This is a genomic window from Pantoea sp. X85 (assembly GCF_029623675.1).
GTDB classification, from domain to species: domain Bacteria; phylum Pseudomonadota; class Gammaproteobacteria; order Enterobacterales; family Enterobacteriaceae; genus Pantoea; species Pantoea leporis.
In genome coordinates this window covers 3,206,586-3,224,402 of the sequence record NZ_CP121108.1, presented here as the reverse complement: position 1 = coordinate 3,224,402, position 17,817 = coordinate 3,206,586, and the positions used below count along the sequence as shown (strand labels likewise).

Here is a 17,817-nt window from a genome sequence, read left to right as displayed (position 1 = left end):
GATGGATACGGCCGGGAGACCGAACAAGCCCGACTCTTTTAATCTTTCAAGGAGCAAAGAATGCTTATTCTAACTCGTCGAGTTGGTGAAACCCTCATGATTGGCGATGAGGTGACTGTAACGGTGCTGGGTGTAAAAGGTAACCAGGTCCGCATTGGGGTTAACGCGCCTAAAGAAGTTTCGGTACATCGCGAAGAGATCTATCAGCGTATTCAAGCCGAAAAAACTCAAGCCTCGAGTTACTAACGGATTCAGCGCCTCGCTCATGAGCGAGGCGCTACCGGTTTTTCCTCTCCAGCCCCACACATCTTCCGCTTTTCGCTCTCTATTACCAATTCTCTTTAACGCCCATTTCTGTTCTCCAGCAGGCTTTCTTTGTTGATAAATCACTCTTTTTGTCGCTAAAGCATCCGAATTGAGTGTCATTTGTGCAATCAAACAAAAGGCTGGAAATAAATGTTTGACTTATAAGTCCGGGAAAGTAATATGTGCGCCACGCAGTGCCGATGAGCAGAAACAAGTTCAGAAGCACGGTTCGGAAGAACGCGTAAGGTGAGGTGGCCGAGAGGCTGAAGGCGCTCCCCTGCTAAGGGAGTATGCGGTCAAAAGCTGCATCCGGGGTTCGAATCCCCGCCTCACCGCCATTTCCGATGCATCCATAGCTCAGCTGGATAGAGTACTCGGCTACGAACCGAGCGGTCGGAGGTTCGAATCCTCCTGGATGCACCATTCGGAAAGGTGAAGTAAGAGTGAACGAGCAGTTCCTTTCATGGTGAGTTGTTAGCACCCTGCGTTGTACAAGAATTAACTCGATGCATCCATAGCTCAGCTGGATAGAGTACTCGGCTACGAACCGAGCGGTCGGAGGTTCGAATCCTCCTGGATGCACCATTCTTCGTATCATCCTCAGGTTGTTTCAGTTAGTCCATCGTAAGAAAACCTCAATGCATCCATAGCTCAGCTGGATAGAGTACTCGGCTACGAACCGAGCGGTCGGAGGTTCGAATCCTCCTGGATGCACCATTCCTCTTCAAACTTCTCAAAATTTTCTTCAGCAGTAACTCAATGCATCCATAGCTCAGCTGGATAGAGTACTCGGCTACGAACCGAGCGGTCGGAGGTTCGAATCCTCCTGGATGCACCATCTCTTCTTCGATACCTTTCTGTTTTTGACTCTCAGTTTCTGAATCCTGCAGCAATCAAATCAACTTGTAAAAAAATCGCTGAATTTACCGGCGTTTATCCACGGCATTGCACTCTGACCTTTTTCTGAAAACGAAAAAAACTAATGCTTTCAAAGCATTTGCGGTTAAGCGTGCCTGGCGACAACCTGAGCGCATTACGCTAAAGTAATGGCTCATTTTGTGGTGCTCGATGGAGTGACAATGTACGACCAATATGACGCCCTGATTTTCGATATGGACGGCACAATTCTGGATACTGAGCCGACACATCGAAAAGCCTGGCAGCAGGTGCTTGGCCGCTATGGTTTCACCATGGATGAAGAAAAAATGGTGGGCTTCAATGGCGCTCCAACCTGGCAACTGGCGCAGTTCATTCTTGAGCAGAACAATGCAACGCACGATCCGCATCTGCTGGCGGCGGAAAAAACCGCTGCACTGAAAGCGATGTTGCTGGATGACGTGCGTCCGCTGCCGTTGATGGACGTGGTAAAGGCTTATCATGGTCGCCGTCCGATGGCGGTGGGCACCGGCAGTGAACACAGCCTGGCAAAAGCCTTACTCGAAGAGTTAGGTGTTTACCACCTGTTTGATGCGGTGGTCGGAGCGGATGACGTACAGCGTCATAAGCCGCAGCCGGATACCTTTTTACGCTGCGCTGAATTAATGGGTATCGCACCCGAGCGCTGTGTAGTGTTTGAGGATGCTGACTTCGGCGTACAAGCCGCCAAAGCAGCAGGCATGGACGTGGTTGATGTCCGTTTACTGTGAATGAATTTCTGACCTATGGATCGTTATTCGGCAGCAGCTTTCTTAGCGCGACTCTGTTACCGGGAAGCTCGGAAGCGGTGCTGGTTGCACTGCTGATCGCCCAAAAAGGTTCGGTTTATGGATTGTTATTGGCTGCATCAGTGGGAAACACGCTGGGTGGCCTGACCAACATTCTTCTTGGTCGCCTGATGCCGCCAAAAGGGCAAGGGCGATGGCACGACACAGCAATGACGTGGTTACACCGATTAGGACCTGCAGCACTGATTTTTAGCTGGCTGCCGGTAGTGGGCGACTTACTCTGCGTGCTCGCAGGTTGGTTGCGCTTTGCCTGGCTACCTTCAGTGCTGTTCCTCGCCATGGGTAAAACGCTGCGTTATATCGTTATCGCGACCGCCACATTGCAAACAATGCAATGGTGGCATTGATTCGCACAGATTCGAGGCTACGGCTAACATTATGCTGAACAAAAATAAATTATTAACACAGCGGGAGGTTAACGTGATCCCGGACGTATCTAAGGCACTTTCCTGGCTGGAGGCGCATCCTGACGCGTTAAAGGGTATCGGCCGTGGTATTGAGCGCGAATCATTACGCGTAAAACCCGATGGTCACCTGGCAACCACAGGACATCCTGAGTCACTCGGTTCGGCGCTTAAGCATGATTGGATCACCACCGATTTTGCCGAAACGCTGATGGAGTTCATCACGCCAGTTGATCAGAGCATCGATCGCTCACTGGCGTTTCTGCGCGATATTCACCGTCATGTGGCGCGTGAGTTAGGCGAGGAGCGCTTGTGGCCTTTCAGCATGCCGGGCTTCATTGATGACGTTGATAGCATCGAGTTGGCGCAGTATGGCAGCTCGAACATTGGCAAAATGAAAACGCTGTATCGTCAGGGGCTGAAGAATCGCTACAGCGCGCTGATGCAGATTATCTCTGGCGTGCACTACAACTTCTCGTTGCCGCTGTCGTTTTGGCAGGAGTGGGCGGATGTAAAAGATGCCGAAAGCGGTAAAGAGACCATCTCTGCCGGCTATCTGCGTTTGATTCGCAACTACTATCGTTTCGGCTGGGTCATTCCGTATCTGTTCGGTGCATCGCCAGCGATTTGCTCCTCGTTCCTGCAAGGGCGCGAGAGCAATCTGCCGTTTGAAGGTGATGGCAAGGGTACGCTGTGGCTGCCTCACGCCACCTCACTGCGCCTGAGCGACCTTGGTTATACCAACAAATCGCAGAGCGGTTTGGGTATCACTTTTAACTCGCTGGAAGGTTACGTTGCAGCGCTGAAAGCGGCGATTAAAACGCCGTCGGAAGAGTATGCCGCCATGGGCACCAAAGACGCCGATGGCAACTGGCTGCAGTTGAACACCAATGTGCTGCAAATTGAAAACGAGCTGTACGCGCCGATTCGTCCGAAACGCGTTACGCGTTCAGGCGAGGCACCATCCGATGCGCTGTTGCGCGGAGGTATTGAATACATTGAAGTGCGTTCGCTGGACATCAACCCATTCTCCGCGATTGGCGTAGATGCCGATCAGGCGCGCTTCCTCGATCTGTTCCTGATTTGGTGTACGCTGGCTGATGCGCCAGAAATGAGTGCGGATGAGCTGCTGTGTACGCGCAAAAATTGGAATCGCGTGGTGATGGAAGGGCGTAAGCCTGGCCAGGTCATTGCTGTAGGTTGCAGCGAAAAAGAACACACGCTGGTTGAAGTGGGTAAAGCGCTGTTTGCCGATCTGCGTCGCGTGGCGGAAGTGCTCGACAGCAATCACGGCAACACGCAATATCAACAGGTTTGCGATCAACTGGTGGCATCTTTCGACGATCCTGAGCTAACCTATTCGGCGCGCATCCTGCATGCGATCAAAGAAAACGGTTTGACCGGCGCGGGCGTGGCATTGGCAGAGCAATATCGTCATCTGCTGTGTGAAGAGTCGTTAGAGATTCTGACTGAAGAAGATTTTAGTCGTCAGGCGCTGGAGTCGGTGCAGGCACAAGAGAAGCTGGAACAGAGCGATACGCTGGATTTCGAAAGCTACCTTGCGGGTCGCGAAGGCTAGAAAAGAAAATGGCCACATCAATGTGGCCAAAATAAACATCTCTGTTGTCAGGGATGATGATAACAAATGCGCGTCTTTCATATATTCAGACGCTGGACGAACAGAAAAGTTTCATCGTTTTAAAAAAAATCTCAAAACAGGAGGTGACGTATGCCACTACTGGATAGTTTTACTGTTGACCATACCATCATGGGCGCACCTGCAGTACGCGTAGCAAAAACCATGAAAACTCCGCATGGCGATACCATCACCGTTTTCGACCTGCGTTTTTGCCGTCCGAATATTGATATTCTGACTGAGCGTGGCATCCATACGCTGGAGCACCTGTTTGCTGGCTTCATGCGTAATCATCTGAATGGTGATGGCGTTGAAATCGTCGACATCTCGCCAATGGGTTGCCGCACCGGCTTCTACATGAGTTTGATTGGTACGCCTGACGAGCAGCGTGTTGCGAAAGCCTGGAAAGGCGCGATGGAAGATGTTCTGAAAGTCAAAGAGCAGGGCCAGATTCCAGAGCTGAACGAATATCAGTGCGGCAGCTACAAACTGCACTCACTGGATGAAGCGCAGCAGATCGCGCGCAATGTGCTGGCGCACGACATCGGCGTGAACCGCAACGAAGATTTGAAGCTGCCAGCGGAAAAGCTGAAAGAGCTGCACATCTAGTTGAGACACCATGAAAAACGCCGCGATTATCGCGGCGTTTTTGTTTACAGGCTTCAGGAGCCGATGGTGGATTTCAGTGCGTGGTGTGGCGTAATGCGCACCTGCTTCACCATGTTGTCCTGCACATCAAGGATATCGATATCGTAGGCGCCAAGAGTGACGCGAGTATCGACCAGCGGAATCTCTTCCAGTGCTTCCAGCAGCATGCCGTTAATGGTGCGCGCATCCTCTTCCGGTAACGTCCAGTTAAAGGCTTTGTTGATTTCACGCACATTGGCGCTGCCTTCAATCAATACCGAACCATCATTTTGCGGCATGACTTCTTCGGCCAACGACGGCGACATGGAGGTGGTGAAATCGCCGACGATCTCTTCCAGAATATCTTCGATCGTCACTAAGCCTTTAACATCGCCATATTCATCAACCACCATGCCGACTTTCTTTTTGTTGCGCTGAAATTTAACCAGCTGCACGTTAAGCGGCGTGCCTTCCGGTACATAGTAAATCTCATCAGCAGCACGCAGCAGGCGATCTTTGTTGAACTCTTTCTTCTCGGTCATCATGCGCCAGGCTTCACGCACGCGCAGCATACCAACACAGTCATCCAGCGAGTCACGGAACAGGACGATACGCCCATGCGGCGAATGACTCAGCTGGCGCTCAATCGATTTCCAGTCATCATTGACGTTGATGCCGACGATCTCATTGCGCGGCACCATGATGTCATCCACGCTGACTTTCTCCAGATCAAGCACTGACAGCAGCATGTCCTGATTACGCCGCGACATCAGCGAGCGCGATTCATGCACAATGGTGCGCAACTCTTCTTTGCTTAACGCCGAACTGATGGAACCGTCGGTTTTAATGCCCACCATGCGCATCAAAATGCGGGTAATGGTATTCAGCAGCCACACCAGCGGCAGCATCACATACTGCAGCGGAGCCAGTAACACGCTGCTGGGATAGGCCACTTTTTCTGGATAGAGCGCCGCGACCGTTTTCGGCAGCACCTCGGCAAATACCAGCACGACAAAAGTCAGAATGCCGGTAGCAATCGCTACGCCAGCATCACCATACAGGCGCATACCGACAATGGTGCCGAGTGCGGAGGCGAGAATATTAACGAGGTTGTTGCCAATTAAAACCAGGCTGATCAGACGGTCGGGACGACGCAGAAGTTTTTCTACCCGACGCGCACCGCGATTGCCGCTTTTGGCTTTATGGCGCAGTTTGTAGCGATTAAGCGTCATCATGCCGGTCTCTGAACCGGAGAAATAGGCAGAGACCAGCACCATGATGACCAGCGTAATGATCAGCGTGGTGGTTGAAACGTGTTCCAACACAAAATCCTTAGTGAGAGGTGAGCAGGTGCTGAAGCACGCGGCTGCCGAAGTAGGCCATGGTTAGCAGCAATGCGCCGCCACAGTTAAACCACACGACGCGGCGTCCGCGCCAGCCTTCACGATAGTGTCCCCAAAGCAGAACGATGTAGACAAACCAGGCAATGATGGAGAGAACCGCTTTATCCACATTCTCAGCGCTAAACAGGTTATGCATGAAGAGCAAACCGGTGCACAGCACCAGCGTCAACAGCACAACGCCAATCTGCGTGATGTGGAACATTTTGCGCTCAATGCTGAGCAGCGGCGGCATATCCTGAGTGAAAGCCAGTTTCTTATTTTTCAACTGGTAATCGATCCACGCCAGCTGCAGCGCATACAGTGCCGCGATGATCAGCGTGGCATAGGCAAACAGCGACAGACCGATGTGAACCATCATGCCCGGCGTGGTTTCCAGATGCGTAATAAAGGCATTGGGCACAAAGGTGGCAAAGGCCAGATTAATCAATGCAAAGCTGTAAACAATCGGCAGCAGCAGCCAGCCACGATTGCGCGAGGCGACAATTGTCATGATGGCGCAGATCAGCAGGCTAACCAGCGAGCCGATATTAAGCAGGCTGAGGTTTTGCCCGTTATCAACAGCAAAAATGCGCTGCTGCAGAGCAATGGCGTGCGCAATCAGCGCCACGCAGGCAGAAAGCACAGCAAAACGACGCCAGCCACCGTTGCGTTTAAGCAGGCTGGGAATGATCAATGCAAGGCTGAGGGAGTAGGCGAACAGCGCCACGATCGCGAAAACGAACATAGATCCTTTCAGGTATCGGTCAGATAAGGAAAAAAGCAGTATAGCGCCAGCAGCAGCAGGCTCCAAACGATCTGACGGTCAATTGCAGAGATCGCTTCGTCTTCGTGTTATAATCCGCCGCATTGTGTCGCCTATGGCGGCCTCGCTACGGTTCTAAGTGAGAGAGCATGTTTGATAATTTAACCGATCGTTTGTCGCAAACCCTGCGCAATATCAGCGGCCGCGGAAGGCTGACTGAAGACAACATCAAAGACACGCTGCGTGAAGTCCGCATGGCGCTGCTGGAAGCTGACGTTGCGCTGCCGGTAGTGCGTGAATTTATTAATCGCGTGAAAGAGGCCGCCGTTGGCCACGATGTGAACAAAAGCCTGACGCCAGGCCAGGAGTTCATCAAAATCGTGCGCAACGAACTGGTTGCGGCGATGGGCGCTGAAAATAATGCGCTCAATCTGAATGCTCAGCCGCCAGCCGTGGTGCTGATGGCAGGTTTGCAAGGTGCCGGTAAAACCACTAGCGTGGCGAAACTGGGTAAATTCTTGCGCGAGAAGCATAAGAAAAAAGTGCTGGTAGTTTCTGCTGACGTTTATCGCCCTGCGGCGATCAAACAGCTGGAAACCCTGGCTGGCCAGGTCGGCGTGGATTTCTGTCCGTCCGATCTGACTCAAAAGCCGGTCGATATTGTTCAGAACGCGCTAAAACAAGCCAAAGTGCAATTCTACGATGTGCTGCTGGTGGATACCGCCGGTCGTTTACACGTCGATGAAGCGATGATGGACGAAATCAAACAGGTACACGCCGCGATAAATCCGGTGGAAACCCTGTTTGTGGTCGATGCCATGACCGGCCAGGATGCCGCCAACACCGCGAAAGCCTTCAACGAAGCGCTGCCGCTGACCGGTGTGATCCTGACTAAAGTCGATGGTGATGCGCGCGGTGGTGCGGCGCTGTCGATTCGTCACATTACCGGCAAGCCAATCAAATTTATGGGGATGGGCGAGAAGACCGAAGCGCTGGAAGCTTTCTATCCAGAGCGTATCGCGTCGCGCATTCTTGGCATGGGCGATGTTCTGTCGCTGATCGAAGATATTGAGAGCAAAGTTGACCGCGATCAGGCGGAGAAACTGGCGAAGAAACTGAAAACCGGCGACGGTTTTGATCTCAACGACTTCCTTGAGCAGTTGAAGCAGATGCGCAACATGGGCGGCATGGCGAGCCTGATGGGCAAACTGCCGGGCATGGGGCAACTGCCTGACAACGTGAAATCGCAGATGGATGATAAAGTGCTGGTCCGCATGGAAGCCATCATCAATTCGATGACGCGTAAAGAGCGTGAGAAGCCAGAAATTATCAAGGGGTCGCGCAAACGTCGTATTGCGTTGGGCTCAGGCATGCAGGTGCAAGATGTCAACCGACTGCTGAAACAGTTCGATGATATGCAGCGCATGATGAAGAAAATGAAGAAAGGCGGCATGGCCAAAATGATGCGTGGCATGAAAGGTATGATGCCGCCTGGATTCCCTGGTCGCTAAGGCGACCATCATAAAGCCGGAAATTTGGCACGCTTAGGTTGCTTTTTGCGCCAAAATGAGTAAAATTTTCGGGCTTTTTATATCGCGCTCGGGCCCCGTTCCTCGATGGGGCCCGAGCGCTTTATTAACTAATGAGGATGTTATGGTAACAATTCGTTTGGCACGTCACGGCGCTAAAAAGCGTCCGTTCTATCAGGTCGTCGTCACTGACAGCCGCAATGCTCGTAACGGTCGTTTCATCGAGCGCGTAGGTTTCTTCAACCCGATCGCTTCTGGTCAGGCTGAAGGTCTGCGTCTGGATCTGGACCGTATTGAGCACTGGGTTGGCCAGGGCGCAACGCTTTCTGATCGCGTTAACGCGCTGATCAAAGAAGCAAAGAAAGCAGCTTAATCTGTCACGGTGGTGAGCATGAGCATTAAACCTGCCGGGCAGCCTCCCGTTAACCCGATTGTATTGGGAAAAATGGGCGCGGCTTACGGAATTCGGGGTTGGCTCAAAGTGTTTTCCTCCACTGAAGACGCTGAAAGCATCTTCGACTACCAACCTTGGTTCATCCAGCGCGCCGGTAAATGGCAGCAGGTCGAACTCGAGGGCTGGAAGCACCACAATCAGGACCTGATCATCAAAGTCAAAGGCATTGACGATCGGGATGCTGCGGCACAGTTGACCAATTGCGAAATTACGGTCGACTCCACGCAGCTGCCAGCGCTGGAAGTAGGCGATTACTACTGGAAAGACCTTATGGGAATGAAAGTAGTGAACCTCGAAGGCTACGAGATGGGCAAAGTCATTGATTTGATGGAAACCGGATCGAACGACGTTCTCGTCGTTAAGGCAAACCTGAAGGATGCATTCGGTGCGCAAGAGCGGTTAATCCCGTTTCTTGATGAACAGGTTATCAAGAAAGTCGATCTCTCTACTGGCCTTATTGAAGTAGATTGGGATCCTGGTTTTTGATCTCCGGACAATCCGGTAACGTAACGGCGAACGCGATGTGGATTGGTGTTATTAGCCTGTTTCCAGAGATGTTTCGCGCTATTACCGAGTACGGGGTAACTGGCCGGGCAGTAAAAAATGGCCTGCTCGACATTCAAAGCTGGAGTCCTCGTGACTTCACGCATGACCGGCACCGTACCGTGGACGATCGTCCTTACGGCGGCGGACCGGGAATGTTGATGATGGTGCAACCCTTACGGGACGCCATCTCAGCAGCGAAAGCAGCGGCGGGAGAAGGTGCTAAGGTGATTTATCTTTCACCTCAGGGACGCAAACTGGACCAACAGGGCGTTTGCGAACTGGCGACCCATCAGAAGTTGATTCTGGTGTGTGGTCGCTATGAAGGGATAGATGAGCGCGTGATTCACACTGAGATTGATGAAGAATGGTCAATCGGTGATTACGTGCTCAGTGGCGGTGAGCTGCCAGCCATGACGTTGATTGACTCGGTCGCGCGGTTTATTCCCGGCGTACTGGGAAAACAGGCGTCAGCCGATGAGGATTCGTTCTCGGATGGTTTGCTGGATTGCCCGCACTACACCCGACCTGAAGTGTTAGAAGGGATGGAAGTTCCGCCAGTTTTACTGTCGGGCAACCATGCCGATATTCGCCGCTGGCGCCTGAAACAGTCGTTAGGCCGTACCTGGCTAAGAAGACCTGAACTTCTGGAAAACCTGGCTCTGACTGAAGAGCAAGCACGGTTGCTAAATGAGTTCCAGCGTGAACATCAGCAGCAACAAAACGATGAGGCGGGAGAGTAATCTTCCCTCACTATCAGTTTACCCAGGATAAGAGATTTAATTATGAGCAACATTATCAAGCAACTTGAACAAGAGCAGATGAAGCAGGACGTACCTTCATTCCGTCCGGGTGATTCCGTGGAAGTGAAAGTATGGGTCGTAGAAGGTTCTAAGAAGCGTCTGCAGGCATTCGAGGGCGTGGTTATCGCTATTCGTAACCGCGGTCTGCATTCTGCATTCACTGTTCGTAAGATTTCTAACGGCGAAGGTGTTGAGCGTGTCTTCCAGACTCACTCTCCAGTAATTGACAGCATTGCTGTTAAACGTCGTGGTGCTGTGCGTAAAGCCAAACTGTATTACCTGCGTGAGCGTACCGGTAAGTCAGCTCGTATCAAAGAGCGTCTTGGCGCGTAAGCGACTTCTCAAAGTTAATAGCAAACAAGGGGTTGGCCATTTGGCCAGCCCCTTTTTTTATGGGCGTATAAGGGCGCAGGATCATCCCTAAGATGGAAAGTGTATGTTTCCTGAAAACAATGAAAATCAAAATGTTATACCAAACTTTTAGTTGAGAGCATCATCAGAACATAATCAGGTGTAACCTTTAGTTTACAGTGCCATCCTTTCACTATTTATGTTATTAGTATGATTCTAATGAATATTTAGATTTTTTCTGTGTTTTTTATTTGATGTGGTAATAAATGTGTACATAGGTGGATTGCAACCTGTACAGGGTGTGATAAAGTAAGCGCCATCCTCAGTGAGGATCCCAAACCGCATAAACGAGTAAAAAGGATCGCAATCATGCAAAAAGACGCGCTGAACAATGTGCATATCGCCGACGAACAAATTTTGATTACCCCGCAAGAGCTGAAAGCCAAATTCCCGCTCACTGCGGCGCAGGAAGCGCAAATTGCGTCTTCTCGCCAAACCATTGCCGACATTATTGCGGGCCGCGATCCGCGTCTGTTGGTGGTTTGTGGTCCTTGTTCGATTCACGATACTGAAGCCGCACTTGCCTATGCCCGTCAGTTGCAATCTCTCTCTGCACAGTTGAAGGATCAGCTGTACATCGTTATGCGCGTTTATTTTGAAAAACCTCGAACCACCGTCGGCTGGAAGGGGTTAATCAACGATCCTTACATGAACAACTCGTTTGATATGGAAGCTGGCCTGCATATCGCGCGTCAACTGCTGGTTAATCTCGTGGAGATGGGTTTACCGCTGGCGACCGAAGCGCTGGATCCGAATAGCCCGCAATATCTTGGCGATCTGTTTAGCTGGTCAGCGATTGGTGCGCGTACCACCGAATCACAAACCCACCGTGAAATGGCTTCAGGCCTTTCTATGCCGGTTGGTTTTAAAAATGGTACGGATGGCAGCCTGGGCACCGCGATTAACGCCATGCGCGCCGCCGCAATGCCGCACCGTTTTGTTGGCATCAATCAGGCCGGCCAGGTTTGCTTGCTGCAAACGCAGGGTAACCCAGATGGACATGTGATTCTGCGCGGCGGTAAAGCACCTAACTACGGTCCAGAAGATGTCGCTCAGTGTGAAAAAGAGATGCTGAAAGCGGGACTGCGTCCGGCCTTAATGATAGATTGCAGCCATGGTAATTCTAATAAAGACTATCGTCGCCAGCCTGGCGTAGCCGAATCGGCTATTGCGCAGATTAAAGATGGAAACCGTTCCATCATTGGCCTGATGTTGGAAAGCAACATTCATGAAGGCAACCAGTCTTCTGAACAGCCACGTAGCGAAATGAAATACGGTGTGTCCGTCACTGATGCCTGCATCAACTGGGAAACCACTGAAACATTGCTGCGTGAAATCCATCAGGATCTGCAGGGAGTGCTGTCGGCGCGTCTGTCACACGAGGTGTAATGAGTCATGGTGGCTGAACTGACCGCGCTACGCGATCAAATCGATGAAGTAGATAAAGCACTGCTTGGGTTACTGGCAAAACGACTGGAGCTGGTAGCCGAAGTAGGGGAAGTTAAAAGCCGCTACGGTTTGCCGATCTATGTTCCTGAGCGTGAGGCCAGCATGCTGGCTTCACGCCGCCAGGAAGCTGAAGCGCTCGGCGTGTCGCCGGACTTGATTGAAGATGTATTGCGTCGTTTGATGCGTGAATCCTATGCACATGAAAATGACAAAGGCTTCAAAACGCTGTGTCCGACGTTGCGTCCGGTGGTGATTGTAGGTGGCCGCGGCCAGATGGGGCGTCTTTTTGAAAAGATGCTGACGCTTTCTGGCTATCAGGTCCGCATTCTGGATAAAGGCGATTGGGAACGCTCTGACGAGCTGCTGAAAGATGCGGGCATGGTGATCATCAGTGTGCCAATTCATCTGACCGAGCAAATCATCGGTGAGCTGCCGAAATTGCCAGAAGACTGCATTCTGGTCGATCTGGCTTCGGTGAAGAATCGCCCACTACAGGCGATGCTGGCCGCGCACACCGGACCGGTTCTGGGCTTGCATCCGATGTTTGGCCCGGACAGCGGCAGCCTGGCAAAGCAGGTTGTGGTTTGGTGTGATGGCCGTCAGCCGGAAGCTTATCAGTGGTTTCTTGAGCAGATTCAGGTTTGGGGCGCGCGGCTGCATCGTATCAGTGCCGTTGAGCACGACCAGAATATGGCGTTTATTCAGGCACTGCGTCACTTTGCGACTTTCGCTTACGGTCTGCATCTGGCGGAAGAGAACGTTAATCTGGATCAGCTGCTGGCGCTATCTTCACCGATATACCGCCTTGAACTGGCAATGGTTGGACGTCTGTTTGCGCAGGATCCACAGCTTTACGCGGACATCATCATGTCCTCGGAGAGCAATCTGGCGCTGATTAAACGTTATTACCAGCGATTTGGCGATGCGATCAAACTGCTCGAGCAGGGCGATAAGCAAGCCTTTATCGATAGCTTTGAGCGCGTCGAACACTGGTTTGGTGATTACGCGAAACGCTTCCTGGTCGAAAGCAGAAGCATGCTGCGATCGGCGAACGACAGCCGGCAGTAAAAAAAAAGGCATCCGTGAGGATGCCTTTTTGCTTAGAGGCGCGGCTCAACCGGCACCACATTCTCGCCTGGGTAGCAGCCAAGAACTTTTAATGAACGGGTTAAGCCGCTCAACTCGGTTAACGCCAGCTGCATATTTTCTGACTGCAGATTGCCCTGCACATCAATATAAAACATCTCTTCCCACGGATTGCCGTTGATGGGACGGTTTTCCAGTTTGCTCATGATGAGGCCGTGGTTACGTAATACCATCAGCGCTTCCACCAATGCGCCTGCTTGTTGACCCGTTGCCATGATCAATGTTGTTTTCGCTGGAACCTGACCCGAAACTTCGATCGCTTTGCGTGCCAGCACGATGAAGCGCGTGTGGTTCTGCTGTTGATTGGCCAGATTGCGCTCCAGCACCTGCAATCCATACAGCTCACCGCCCGCTTCGCTACCCAATGCGGCAACCTTTGGTGAATTCATCGCTGCCACTTTCTCCATCGCTGCAGCGGTGCTTTCGGTGTATTCGATTTTCCACTGCGGGAAACGATTAATGAACTGGCTGCACTGCTGGAATGGCTGTGGATGGCTATATACCGTTTCGATCTGCTGCAAATCGGTGCTGCCGTTGACCAGCACACAGTGCTCAATTGGAATGGTCAGTTCACCCACAATCGATAGCGTGGTTTGCTGAAGCAGATCGTAAACGTCGTTGATCGAACCAGAGCTGGTATTTTCAATCGGCATCACCGCGTAGTCCGCTTGTCCACTTTCCACCTGATGGATGATGTCATGGAATTTCAGGCAGCCGATCTCAACCATTGAATCAAAATGTCGGGTGGCGTATTTGCGCGCCGCAAGATGTGAGTAGGAACCTTTCGGACCGAGGAATGCAATGCGCGGTGCGTGAGCATGTGGATGGTTGAGATTCTTTTGCAACAAGGCTTGCTGAGTAAGAACCGAATCTTCAATCACCAACTGAAACAGGCGAGTGATGTAATGCGCATCAAGCTGATGCTTTTTACCCAGTGAAATTAAGTTTTCCAGCAGAGCGCGTTCACGCTCAACATCGCGGATAGGGCGATGCGTTGCCAGTTTAGCCTGCGCAACTTCAACGGCCAGTATGCGACGCTCCGACAAAAGCGCTAAGAGTTTTTCATCAATGGCGCTGATTTTATCGCGTAATGCCAGCAGCGGATTTTCGGGATTCATAGGGCTCACCTGTAAAATGTCCAATAAAAAAGCCTCCCATTTGGGAGGCTTTGTTGTTCGTCTTCGCATTCATTTTCACATGACGAATCGCCTCCCAATCAGGGGAAGGTAAAAAAGAATGCGAAGAAGAACGGCAGATGTTTCATGATTGTTTCCATAAATAAAGTGGCTTGAGAGTAACCGCAGTGATTTAAAGCTGTCAATAAAAAACGCGCCCGGAGGCGCGTTACTAAAGATGTTTGCTTATTCCGTAGGAAGAAAATCTTTCACACTGCTGTTGGCGCGACGGGCTTCGGGTTTGTGTTGCGCTTTATTGAGTTGTCGCTCCAGCTTGGCAATCAAGTCATTGATGGCCGTATACATATCATCATGTTTCGCGCTGGCAACCAGCGTACCGTTAGGCGTATTAATGGTGGCATCAGCCACAAACTCCTTCGGCTCTTTCGATAACACAATGTGAGGGTTTATCAGATGTGTTTGCCATTTTTCCAGCTTGGCGAGACGCTCTTCAACGTGGTTACGGATGGCCTCGGTGATTTCCATTTGTTTGCTGGTAATGTTCAGAATCATAGTTAAACCTCTCTGTCATTTCCGTGTGGGTAGGTCCAGCATACCGCGGAAATTAAGAAAATGTGTGATCTAAATCACATTGAAATGTCACTTTTTGTCAATGCCGCTTAATTGTGAGAAAGGCCGGGAAAGTGGCGGGAAATACTTGAAGACGACTGGGGAAGGGCGCATGATTGACTGGATAACTGCAGCGATAAATCTGTAAAACTGCTGAATTATCCACAAAGTGGCATAAAAAAAGCAGCCTCATGGGCTGCTTTTTTGTGGGTGTAATAATCAGGACTGATTATTTGCCGCAATGATTTTTGCCACTTTGTCGGCTTCAGCCGTCAACTGCAGCTGGCGGTAAGCATTCTCCATCAACGGCAACGCTTCATGGGTCGCCTCAGTATCCGGATAATCCTTCATCATTGTTTCCACTCGGTTAACAACAGCGACATAGGCACCGCGCTTGGTATAGAATTGCGCCACCGAGAGTTCATACTTCGCCAGGCGCTCTTTCAGGAATGCCAAACGTTTCTGCGCATCCGCAGCATATTGGCTGTTTGGATAACCGCGCAGTAATTGCGAGAAGTCACGGAAAGCATCACGAGCGTGCGTCGGATCACGATCGGAACGATCGATACCGAAGAAGCCCTGCAGTGCAGAATCGTCCAGCGCCATATCCGTCAGGCCTTTCATATAGATGACATAGTCGATATTCGGATGGGTTGGATTCAGACGCATAAAGCGAGATATAGCGGCTTGCGCCAGTGGCAGATCGGCATTTTTGTAATACGCGTAGATTAAATCCAGCTGTACTTGCTGCGAGTAAGGACCAAACGGATAGCGGTTATCCAGTGCTTCCAGTTGCTTAATCGCCGCTTTAAAGTTACCGTCCTGCAGCTTTTGCTGGGCCGTGGCGTAAATTTCAGACGGCGGGCTGTCCGGGACTGGATCTGATGAGCCAGAACAACCCACAAGCGACAGGCTCAGGCTCAGTGTGGCAGCAGCCACCAGATGTTTCATACGCGTCATGACGAAATGATTATCCTCAAAGTGTTGTAGCAGAAGCTGTCCGTATAGCTCCCAGTTATGACCAGGTACGATAGCACATTATATTAAACGGCATCGCCGTGAAAACCCAACGTTAACGAAGAAGCTGTATATGGCACAACAAGTTCAACTCACCGCAACGGTGTCCGAAGCACAGCTTGGACAACGCTTAGATCAGACTTTGGCAGAATTGTTCCCTGATTATTCACGTTCTCGCATAAAAGAATGGATTCTTGAGCGCCGAGTCAGCGTCAACGGCACTATCATCGATAAACCAAAAGAAAAAGTTTTTGGCGGTGAGCATGTCTCGATTGATGCTGAGATCGAAGAAGAGCAACGCTGGGAAGCGCAAAACATCCCACTGAATATCGTCTATGAAGATGACGACATTCTGGTCATTAACAAACCTCGCGGTTTGGTGGTACATCCTGGCGCCGGTAATCCTGATGGCACAGTGCTTAACGCACTGCTTTATCACTATCCACCGATCGCTGACGTACCTCGTGCAGGCATTGTTCATCGTCTGGATAAAGATACCACCGGTTTGATGGTGGTCGCGAAAACCGTTCCTGCGCAAACGCATCTGGTTGAAACGCTGCAGCTGCGCGAAATCACGCGTGAATATGAAGCGGTGGCTATTGGCACCATGACTGCGGGCGGTACGGTGGATCAGCCCATGGCGCGCCACTCAACCAAACGTACGCACATGGCGGTGCACCCGATGGGTAAACCGGCAACCACGCACTATCGCATCATGGAGCATTTTCGTGCCCATACGCGTTTGCGTTTGCGTCTCGAAACCGGTCGTACCCATCAGATTCGTGTGCATATGGCGCATATCAACCATCCGCTGGTGGGCGATCCGCTGTACGGTGGCCGTCCACGTCCGCCAAAAGGGGCATCTGAAGCTTTCATCACTACGCTACGGGGTTTTGATCGCCAGGCGCTGCATGCCACGATGTTACGTCTCTATCACCCAATCACCGGTATTGAGATGGAATGGCACGCGCCGTTGCCGCAGGATATGGTCGATTTAATTGATGCGCTGAAAGCCGATACCCTTGAATTCCGCGATCAGATGGATTGGCTATGAGTGAATGGATCATCCCGGATTGGCCTGCGCCGCAGCATGTTCGGGCATGTTCCACCACGCGTTACGGCGGCGTCAGCGCTGCTCCATGGGATTCGTTGAATCTTGGTGGGCATGTTGGCGACGCTGAGGCGCATGTTGCTCAGAATCGTCAACGCCTGGTTGAACAACTGACGTTACCTGCAATGCCGCAATGGCTGGATCAGATCCATGGTCAAGTGGTTGCGCGTTTACCCGCCAGCGATCCGCTGCCGCGCGCTGATGCCGCAATCACGCGTGAAAGCGGGGTGGTTTGCGCAGTGATGACGGCGGATTGTTTGCCGGTGCTGTTCTGCAGCAAGGATGGCAGTGAAGTCGCGGCAGCACATGCCGGTTGGCGTGGACTCTGTAATGGCGTGCTGGAACAGACGTTGTCACAGTTTCACTGCGCGCCAAATGACATTCATGCATGGCTTGGTCCGGCAATTGGGCCGCTGGCATTTGAAGTTGGCTCGGAAGTCAGAACGGCATTTATGGCCCATGATTCACAAGCGGAAGAGGCTTTCCGCCCGGCGGGTAACCAATACTTCGCCGATATTTGGCTGCTGGCGCGTCAGCGTCTGCAGGCCGCCGGCGTGCATTCCATCAGCGGTTCAACGCGATGTACCTTCCATGAGCGCGATGATTTTTTCTCCTACCGACGCGACGGAATCACCGGGCGTATGGCAACTTTGATTTGGCTGAGATAACCTTACGCCACAAGACGGTCCAGTTAGCGTATTTTTTGCTCACAACTCAGGTCATTAACCTTGAAAAATTTGAGGGATGACCTCATTTAATCTCCAGTA

General features: G+C 51.5%; 20 protein-coding genes, 5 tRNA genes and 1 other annotated feature. Of the genes, 19 read left to right on the top strand and 6 right to left on the bottom strand.

The window, feature by feature from the left end:
- Positions 1–60: 60 nt before the first annotated feature.
- From csrA to luxS, 10 genes are all read left to right on the top strand, one after another.
- Entirely contained in the window at positions 61–246 is a 186-nt protein-coding gene (gene csrA, locus P6287_RS15095) for a carbon storage regulator CsrA (RefSeq protein ID WP_008104508.1), read from the top strand.
- Positions 247–551: 305 nt separating this feature from the next.
- Positions 552–644: transfer RNA gene (locus P6287_RS15090), tRNA-Ser, on the top strand.
- An 8-nt stretch (positions 645–652) separates the two neighbouring features.
- A tRNA-Arg gene (locus P6287_RS15085) sits at positions 653–729 on the top strand.
- A gap of 85 nt (positions 730–814) precedes the next feature.
- Positions 815–891 (top strand) — tRNA-Arg (locus P6287_RS15080).
- A gap of 55 nt (positions 892–946) precedes the next feature.
- Positions 947–1,023 (top strand) — tRNA-Arg (locus P6287_RS15075).
- 44 nt (positions 1,024–1,067) lie between these two features.
- Positions 1,068–1,144 (top strand) — tRNA-Arg (locus P6287_RS15070).
- A gap of 241 nt (positions 1,145–1,385) precedes the next feature.
- Positions 1,386–1,952 carry a fructose-1-phosphate/6-phosphogluconate phosphatase gene (gene yqaB, locus P6287_RS15065; RefSeq protein ID WP_008108985.1) on the top strand — a complete coding sequence of 189 codons (567 nt, stop codon included), beginning with the start codon at positions 1,386–1,388 and terminating at the stop codon, positions 1,950–1,952.
- Positions 1,949–2,377 carry a YqaA family protein gene (locus P6287_RS15060; protein WP_101762620.1) on the top strand — a complete coding sequence of 143 codons (429 nt, stop codon included), beginning with the start codon at positions 1,949–1,951 and terminating at the stop codon, positions 2,375–2,377. The genes yqaB and P6287_RS15060 overlap by 4 nt, the downstream gene beginning before the upstream one ends.
- Before the next feature lie 31 nt (positions 2,378–2,408).
- On the top strand, positions 2,409–4,013 hold the full coding sequence (gshA, locus tag P6287_RS15055) for a glutamate--cysteine ligase (RefSeq protein ID WP_110868328.1): 1,605 nt from the start codon (positions 2,409–2,411) through the stop codon (positions 4,011–4,013).
- Positions 4,014–4,163: 150 nt separating this feature from the next.
- A complete protein-coding gene (gene luxS, locus P6287_RS15050; RefSeq protein WP_192236523.1) occupies positions 4,164–4,679 on the top strand; it encodes an S-ribosylhomocysteine lyase in 516 nt (171 codons plus the stop codon).
- Positions 4,680–4,732: 53 nt separating this feature from the next.
- On the opposite strand, the gene P6287_RS15045 is transcribed toward luxS, so the two are convergent.
- A complete protein-coding gene (locus P6287_RS15045; protein ID WP_110868330.1) occupies positions 4,733–6,019 on the bottom strand; it encodes an HlyC/CorC family transporter in 1,287 nt (428 codons plus the stop codon).
- A gap of 10 nt (positions 6,020–6,029) precedes the next feature.
- Complete coding sequence (locus tag P6287_RS15040; protein ID WP_101762623.1) at positions 6,030–6,824, bottom strand: inner membrane protein YpjD; 795 nt, start codon at positions 6,822–6,824, stop codon at positions 6,030–6,032.
- A gap of 167 nt (positions 6,825–6,991) precedes the next feature.
- Between P6287_RS15040 and ffh the strand changes: the two genes are divergently transcribed.
- The 7 genes from ffh (at position 6,992) to tyrA (ending at position 13,099) form a co-directional block, all read left to right on the top strand.
- The gene (gene ffh, locus P6287_RS15035; protein WP_277974000.1) at positions 6,992–8,353 is read left to right on the top strand and encodes a signal recognition particle protein; all 1,362 of its coding nucleotides are present in this window, start codon (positions 6,992–6,994) and stop codon (positions 8,351–8,353) included.
- Positions 8,354–8,495: 142 nt separating this feature from the next.
- Positions 8,496–8,744, top strand: coding sequence for a 30S ribosomal protein S16 (gene rpsP / locus P6287_RS15030; RefSeq protein ID WP_007893313.1), 249 nt, complete (start codon positions 8,496–8,498; stop codon positions 8,742–8,744).
- Positions 8,745–8,762: 18 nt separating this feature from the next.
- Positions 8,763–9,311: a ribosome maturation factor RimM gene (gene rimM, locus P6287_RS15025; RefSeq protein ID WP_277973999.1), complete on the top strand. Its 549-nt coding sequence runs from the start codon at positions 8,763–8,765 to the stop codon at positions 9,309–9,311.
- 35 nt (positions 9,312–9,346) lie between these two features.
- Entirely contained in the window at positions 9,347–10,111 is a 765-nt protein-coding gene (gene trmD / locus P6287_RS15020) for a tRNA (guanosine(37)-N1)-methyltransferase TrmD (protein ID WP_192236546.1), read from the top strand.
- Between the two features lie 42 nt (positions 10,112–10,153).
- Positions 10,154–10,504, top strand: coding sequence for a 50S ribosomal protein L19 (rplS, locus tag P6287_RS15015; protein ID WP_007893316.1), 351 nt, complete (start codon positions 10,154–10,156; stop codon positions 10,502–10,504).
- A 387-nt stretch (positions 10,505–10,891) separates the two neighbouring features.
- Positions 10,892–11,971, top strand: coding sequence for a 3-deoxy-7-phosphoheptulonate synthase (locus P6287_RS15010; RefSeq protein WP_101762625.1), 1,080 nt, complete (start codon positions 10,892–10,894; stop codon positions 11,969–11,971).
- Positions 11,972–11,977: 6 nt separating this feature from the next.
- Positions 11,978–13,099: a bifunctional chorismate mutase/prephenate dehydrogenase gene (gene tyrA / locus P6287_RS15005; protein ID WP_061719956.1), complete on the top strand. Its 1,122-nt coding sequence runs from the start codon at positions 11,978–11,980 to the stop codon at positions 13,097–13,099.
- A 32-nt stretch (positions 13,100–13,131) separates the two neighbouring features.
- Here tyrA and pheA read toward each other — a convergent pair whose 3' ends face one another.
- From pheA to bamD, 4 genes are all read right to left on the bottom strand, one after another.
- Positions 13,132–14,295, bottom strand: coding sequence for a bifunctional chorismate mutase/prephenate dehydratase (gene pheA / locus P6287_RS15000; RefSeq protein ID WP_277973998.1), 1,164 nt, complete (start codon positions 14,293–14,295; stop codon positions 13,132–13,134).
- A gap of 22 nt (positions 14,296–14,317) precedes the next feature.
- Positions 14,318–14,442 (bottom strand) — a sequence feature (Phe leader region).
- The gene (gene pheL, locus P6287_RS14995) at positions 14,394–14,441 is read right to left on the bottom strand and encodes a pheA operon leader peptide PheL (protein ID WP_100703679.1); all 48 of its coding nucleotides are present in this window, start codon (positions 14,439–14,441) and stop codon (positions 14,394–14,396) included. It overlaps the preceding feature by 48 nt.
- A gap of 96 nt (positions 14,443–14,538) precedes the next feature.
- A complete protein-coding gene (gene raiA, locus P6287_RS14990; RefSeq protein ID WP_008109009.1) occupies positions 14,539–14,865 on the bottom strand; it encodes a ribosome-associated translation inhibitor RaiA in 327 nt (108 codons plus the stop codon).
- 276 nt (positions 14,866–15,141) lie between these two features.
- A complete protein-coding gene (gene bamD, locus P6287_RS14985) occupies positions 15,142–15,882 on the bottom strand; it encodes an outer membrane protein assembly factor BamD (RefSeq protein WP_277973997.1) in 741 nt (246 codons plus the stop codon).
- Between the two features lie 130 nt (positions 15,883–16,012).
- Between bamD and rluD the strand changes: the two genes are divergently transcribed.
- Both rluD and yfiH read left to right on the top strand, forming a co-directional pair.
- Positions 16,013–16,993, top strand: a complete 981-nt coding sequence (rluD, locus tag P6287_RS14980; RefSeq protein WP_008109013.1) for a 23S rRNA pseudouridine(1911/1915/1917) synthase RluD — start codon at positions 16,013–16,015, stop codon at positions 16,991–16,993.
- Positions 16,990–17,718, top strand: coding sequence for a purine nucleoside phosphorylase YfiH (yfiH, locus tag P6287_RS14975; protein WP_192411984.1), 729 nt, complete (start codon positions 16,990–16,992; stop codon positions 17,716–17,718). Before rluD ends, yfiH begins: the two co-directional genes overlap by 4 nt.
- Positions 17,719–17,817 lie beyond the last annotated feature (99 nt).

Coding starts and splice junctions, on each gene's coding strand:
- yqaB (WP_008108985.1), top strand. CDS start 1,386: ATGTACGACCAATATGACGCCCTGATTTTCGATATGGACGGCACAATT.
- csrA (WP_008104508.1), top strand. CDS start 61: ATGCTTATTCTAACTCGTCGAGTTGGTGAAACCCTCATGATTGGCGAT.
- luxS (WP_192236523.1), top strand. CDS start 4,164: ATGCCACTACTGGATAGTTTTACTGTTGACCATACCATCATGGGCGCA.
- rpsP (WP_007893313.1), top strand. CDS start 8,496: ATGGTAACAATTCGTTTGGCACGTCACGGCGCTAAAAAGCGTCCGTTC.
- trmD (WP_192236546.1), top strand. CDS start 9,347: ATGTGGATTGGTGTTATTAGCCTGTTTCCAGAGATGTTTCGCGCTATT.
- P6287_RS15040 (WP_101762623.1), bottom strand. CDS start 6,824: ATGTTCGTTTTCGCGATCGTGGCGCTGTTCGCCTACTCCCTCAGCCTT.
- rimM (WP_277973999.1), top strand. CDS start 8,763: ATGAGCATTAAACCTGCCGGGCAGCCTCCCGTTAACCCGATTGTATTG.
- rluD (WP_008109013.1), top strand. CDS start 16,013: ATGGCACAACAAGTTCAACTCACCGCAACGGTGTCCGAAGCACAGCTT.
- yfiH (WP_192411984.1), top strand. CDS start 16,990: ATGAGTGAATGGATCATCCCGGATTGGCCTGCGCCGCAGCATGTTCGG.
- rplS (WP_007893316.1), top strand. CDS start 10,154: ATGAGCAACATTATCAAGCAACTTGAACAAGAGCAGATGAAGCAGGAC.
- tyrA (WP_061719956.1), top strand. CDS start 11,978: ATGGTGGCTGAACTGACCGCGCTACGCGATCAAATCGATGAAGTAGAT.
- ffh (WP_277974000.1), top strand. CDS start 6,992: ATGTTTGATAATTTAACCGATCGTTTGTCGCAAACCCTGCGCAATATC.
- pheA (WP_277973998.1), bottom strand. CDS start 14,295: ATGAATCCCGAAAATCCGCTGCTGGCATTACGCGATAAAATCAGCGCC.
- gshA (WP_110868328.1), top strand. CDS start 2,409: ATGCTGAACAAAAATAAATTATTAACACAGCGGGAGGTTAACGTGATC.
- raiA (WP_008109009.1), bottom strand. CDS start 14,865: ATGATTCTGAACATTACCAGCAAACAAATGGAAATCACCGAGGCCATC.
- bamD (WP_277973997.1), bottom strand. CDS start 15,882: ATGACGCGTATGAAACATCTGGTGGCTGCTGCCACACTGAGCCTGAGC.
- P6287_RS15010 (WP_101762625.1), top strand. CDS start 10,892: ATGCAAAAAGACGCGCTGAACAATGTGCATATCGCCGACGAACAAATT.